Genomic DNA, 5,413 nt, shown 5'->3' with positions numbered 1-5,413 from the left:
TGGTTTGGTTAGAGTCCTTGCTTGTCGCTTCGTTTCGGCGGGGCAAAACCGGGTCTTTGAAAACTAAATAGCAGATGTTTGACAGAGCTTGTAAGGGTTCAAGTTAATTGAACAAACAAAGGATACAAAACTTCAAGAAATATAATTGGAGAGTTTGATCCTGGCTCAGAACGAACGCTGGCGGCGTGCCTAACACATGCAAGTCGAACGCGAAAGGGACTTCGGTCCTGAGTAGAGTGGCGCACGGGTGAGTAACACGTGGATAACCTACCCCAAGGTCAGGGATAACACTTCGAAAGAGGTGCTAATACCGGATAAGCTCACGCTATCTTCGGATAAAGTGAGAAAAGATTTATTGCCTTGGGATGGGTCCGCGGTCCATTAGCTAGTTGGTGGGGTAATGGCCTACCAAGGCTGCGATGGATAGCTGGTCTGAGAGGATGATCAGCCACACTGGAACTGAGACACGGTCCAGACTCCTACGGGAGGCAGCAGTGGGGAATTTTGCGCAATGGGCGAAAGCCTGACGCAGCAACGCCGCGTGAAGGATGAAGGCCTTTGGGTCGTAAACTTCTGTCAGAGGGGAAGAAATACTCGCAAGAGAGCTGACGGTACCCTCAAAGGAAGCACCGGCTAACTCCGTGCCAGCAGCCGCGGTAATACGGAGGGTGCAAGCGTTGTTCGGAATTATTGGGCGTAAAGAGCATGTAGGCGGTCTGTTTAGTCTGATGTGAAATCCCGGGGCTCAACCCCGGAAGTGCGTTGGATACTGGCAGACTTGAGTATGGGAGAGGAAAGTGGAATTCCGAGTGTAGGAGTGAAATCCGTAGATATTCGGAGGAACACCAGTGGCGAAGGCGGCTTTCTGGACCAATACTGACGCTCAGATGCGAAAGCGTGGGTAGCAAACAGGATTAGATACCCTGGTAGTCCACGCCGTAAACGATGGGTACTAGGTGTTGCGGGTAACCACTCCTGCAGTGCCGCAGCTAACGCATTAAGTACCCCGCCTGGGGAGTACGGCCGCAAGGCTAAAACTCAAAGGAATTGACGGGGGCCCGCACAAGCGGTGGAGCATGTGGTTTAATTCGACGCAACGCGAAGAACCTTACCTGGGTTTGACATCCCGATCGTACTTTCTGGAAACAGTTAGGTCAGTTCGGCTGGATCGGTGACAGGTGCTGCATGGCTGTCGTCAGCTCGTGTCGTGAGATGTTGGGTTAAGTCCCGCAACGAGCGCAACCCTTATCCTTAGTTGCCACCATTAAGTTGGGCACTCTAGGGAGACTGCCGGTGTTAAACCGGAGGAAGGTGGGGATGACGTCAAGTCCTCATGGCCCTTATATCCAGGGCTACACACGTGCTACAATGGCCGGTACAAAGGGCAGCAAGACCGCGAGGTGGAGCTAATCCCATAAAGCCGGTCTCAGTTCGGATTGGAGTCTGCAACTCGACTCCATGAAGTTGGAATCGCTAGTAATCGCGTATCAGCATGACGCGGTGAATACGTTCCCGGGCCTTGTACACACCGCCCGTCACACCACGGGAGTCTGTTGTACCGGAAACCGGTGGGCTAACCCGCAAGGGGAGCAGCCGTTTATGGTATGGCCGGTAACTGGGGTGAAGTCGTAACAAGGTATCCGTACCGGAAGGTGCGGATGGATCACCTCCTTTCTAAGGAGCCTGTCTTTGCAGCAATGCAAAGGTCAGAGCTTAATTCTTACAAGTTCTTAAGTCTGCTATTTAGTTTTGAAAGGCCTGGCCTCTCTTGATGGGAGGTTTTGTGTTCTTTGACAACAAATAAAAGTGACTTTTCAGCGCAGTTGATGGCGTTGTGAAGTTGCGGCGAATTTATGTGTGGATGTGGGCTAGTAGCTCAGCTGGCTAGAGCACACGACTGATAATCGTGAGGTCGGAGGTTCAAGTCCTCCCTGGCCCACCAGATATCTTCGGGGGTGTAGCTCAGTTGGGAGAGCGCCTGCCTTGCAAGCAGGAGGTCATCGGTTCGATCCCGTTCACCTCCACCAGAAATTCGTTGATTGATTTATTTGTTCTTTGACAATTGCATATGACTGATAGATTTAGAAAAGACTGTTGTTTTTTTGTGATGAGAAAGCAGCAGGCGAGCGATAACGTAAAGGCAAGACGTAACAAATTATTAGTAAGAGACTAGATATGGTCAAGCTAATAAGGGCGTACGGTGGATGCCTTGGTATCGGGAGGCGATGAAGGACGTGGTAAGCTGCGAAAAGCTTCGGGGAGCCGCTAAACAGGCTTTGATCCGGAGATGTCCGAATGGGGAAACCCGGCAGGGATGATACCCTGTCATCATGCACTGAATTCATAGGTGCATGAGGCGAACGCAGGGAACTGAAACATCTAAGTACCTGCAGGAGAAGAAATCAATTGAGATTCCGTCAGTAGCGGCGAGCGAACGCGGATTAGCCCAAACCAGAGCGACTACGGTTGCTTTGGGGTTGTGGGGCCCCGACATGGGATTGGTGATGGGTAGCAGAAGGCTCTGGAAAGTGCCGTCGTAGAGGGTGATAGCCCCGTATGCGAAACCTTGATCCACCCTAGGGTGTCCCCGAGTACCACGAGACACGAGAAATCTTGTGGGAAGCTGGGAGGACCATCTTCCAAGGCTAAATACTCCCCGATGACCGATAGTGCATAGTACCGTGAGGGAAAGGTGAAAAGAACTGCGATGAGCAGAGTGAAATAGACCCTGAAACCGTATGCCTACAAGCAGTGGGAGCCCTATGTCTTCGGACAGGGTGACCGCGTGCCTTTTGCATAATGAGTCAGCGAGTTACGCTCAGCAGCGAGGTTAAGCCGTTAGGTGGAGCCGTAGCGAAAGCGAGTCTGAATAGGGCGATTTTAGTTGCTGGGAGTAGACCCGAAACCGAGTGATCTATCCATGGGCAGGGTGAAGCGTCGGTAACACGTCGTGGAGGCCCGAACCCACTTAGGTTGAAAACTGAGGGGATGACCTGTGGATAGGAGTGAAAGGCTAATCAAACTCGGAGATAGCTGGTTCTCCCCGAAATATATTTAGGTATAGCCTCGTACGAATCGTCCCGGAGGTAGAGCACTGAATGGGCTAGGGCCCTCACCAGGGTACCAAACCTAATCAAACTCCGAATACCGGGAACGTCTATACGGGAGTCAGACGGCGGGTGATAAGGTCCGTCGTCGAAAGGGAAACAACCCAGATCGCCAGCTAAGGTCCCTAAATCTGTGCTAAGTGGGAAAGGTTGTGGGAATGCATAAACAACCAGGAGGTTGGCTTAGAAGCAGCCATCCTTTAAAGAAAGCGTAATAGCTCACTGGTCGAGTGAGCCTGCGCCGAAAATGTAACGGGGCTCAAGCACAGTACCGAAGCTGCGGATTTAATCCTAGAGATTAAGTGGTAGGGGAGCATTGTAGCAACCGCTGAAGGTGTACCGTAAGGAGCGCTGGAGGAACTACAAGAGCTTATGCTGACATGAGTAGCGAAAATGCGGGTGAGAAACCCGCACACCGTAAGCCCAAGGTTTCCTTTGTAAAGGTAATCTGCGAAGGGTTAGTCGGCCCCTAAGGCGAGGGCGAAAGCCGTAGTCGATGGGAAACAGGTTAATATTCCTGTACCTCTGGTAGCTGCGATGGGGTGACGGAGAAGGGTAGGCCATCCGGGTGTTGGACGTCCCGGTTTAAGCGTGTAGGCGGGGAAGGCAGGCAAATCCGCTTTCCTATTGAAACGTCGAGGCGCGATGACGAGAGCTTTAAGCTCACAAAGTGGTTGATCCCATGCTTCCAAGAAAAGCCTCTAAGCTTCAGGTTATTAGAGACCGTACCGAAAACCGACTCAGGTGGGCGAGCAGAATATGCTAAGGTGATTGAGATAACTCTGGTTAAGGAACTCGGCAAAATGACACCGTAACTTCGGGAGAAGGTGTGCCTCCGTTAGGTGAAGGGACTTGCTCCCCGAGCCGAAGGGGGTCGCAGAGAAATGGCGGTAGCGACTGTTTACTAAAAACACAGCACTCTGCAAACTCGTAAGAGGACGTATAGGGTGTGACGCCTGCCCGGTGCCGGAAGGTTAAGGGGATGTGTTAGCGCAAGCGAAGCATTGAACCGAAGCCCCGGTAAACGGCGGCCGTAACTATAACGGTCCTAAGGTAGCGAAATTCCTTGTCGGGTAAGTTCCGACCTGCACGAATGGCGTAACGACTTCCGCACTGTCTCAACCAGGGACTCAGCGAAATTGAATTGGCGGTGAAGATGCCGTCTACCCGCGGCAAGACGGAAAGACCCCGTGAACCTTTACTATAGCTTGGCAGTGATATTCGGGACAGCATGTGTAGGATAGGTGGGAGACTTTGAAGCTGGCACGCTAGTGTCGGTGGAGTCGCCCTTGAAATACCACCCTTGTTCTTCTGGATATCTAACCTAGGCCCGTGATCCGGGTCGGGGACACTGCCTGGTGGGTAGTTTGACTGGGGCGGTCGCCTCCCAAATTGTAACGGAGGCGCGCGAAGGTTCCCTCAGGCTGATTGGAAACCAGCCGTAGAGTGCAAAGGCATAAGGGAGCTTGACTGCGAGACATACAGGTCGAGCAGGTGCGAAAGCAGGTCTTAGTGATCCGGTGGTTCTGTATGGAAGGGCCATCGCTCAACGGATAAAAGGTACTCCGGGGATAACAGGCTTATCTCCCCCAAGAGTTCACATCGACGGGGAGGTTTGGCACCTCGATGTCGGCTCATCACATCCTGGGGCTGAAGTCGGTCCCAAGGGTTTGGCTGTTCGCCAATTAAAGTGGTACGCGAGCTGGGTTTAAAACGTCGTGAGACAGTTTGGTCCCTATCTGCCGTGGGCGTAGGAGATTTGAGAGGATCTGTTCCTAGTACGAGAGGACCGGAATGGACGAACCACTAGTGTTCCTGTTGTCACGCCAGTGGCATGGCAGGGTAGCTACGTTCGGAAAGGATAACCGCTGAAAGCATCTAAGCGGGAAGCCAACCTCAAGACGAGATCTCCCTGGGGTTAGTCCCCCCTGAAGGTCCGTTGGAGACGACAACGTTGATAGGCCGGGTGTGTACGCACAGCAATGTGTTCAGCTTACCGGTACTAATTGACCGTGAGGCTTGACCATAACTAGTTTTTTATAGGGAAAGGGGAGGTTCGCCTCCCCTGACCCCCTTAAAATAAGATGTTACGAACGTTATTCGCAATCACATCAGTCATAAGCGATTTGAAAATCAGGTTTTACGGTTTTCGGTGGCTATAGCGTAGGGGTCACACCTGTTCCCATCCCGAACACAGAAGTTAAGTCCTACCGCGCCGATGATACTGCATTGGAAACGATGTGGGAAAGTAGGTCGCCGCCGAAATTATACCCCAAAAAGCCCTCCAGTTACTGGAGGGCTTTTTT

Annotated in this window: 2 tRNA genes and 3 rRNA genes; all 5 read left to right on the top strand. The window is 52.2% G+C overall.

What is annotated here, in order from left to right:
• Positions 1-142 precede the first annotated feature (142 nt).
• Positions 143-1,674 (top strand): 16S ribosomal RNA (locus tag AC1931_RS15310).
• A gap of 191 nt (positions 1,675-1,865) precedes the next feature.
• Positions 1,866-1,942 (top strand) — tRNA-Ile (locus tag AC1931_RS15305).
• A gap of 9 nt (positions 1,943-1,951) precedes the next feature.
• Positions 1,952-2,027: transfer RNA gene (locus tag AC1931_RS15300), tRNA-Ala, on the top strand.
• Positions 2,028-2,177: 150 nt separating this feature from the next.
• Positions 2,178-5,134: ribosomal RNA gene (locus tag AC1931_RS15295) — 23S ribosomal RNA — on the top strand.
• A gap of 121 nt (positions 5,135-5,255) precedes the next feature.
• Positions 5,256-5,372, top strand: a 5S ribosomal RNA gene (gene rrf, locus AC1931_RS15290).
• The 16S, 23S and 5S rRNA genes sit together here with 2 tRNA genes alongside, the layout of an rRNA operon.
• The last annotated feature ends 41 nt before the right edge of the window (positions 5,373-5,413 follow it).

The sequence above is a fragment of the Pelovirga sp. C15f genome (genome assembly GCF_057178085.1).
Note: the sequence above shows the minus strand (reverse complement) of the source record. Positions and strands in the feature narration are given on the sequence as shown.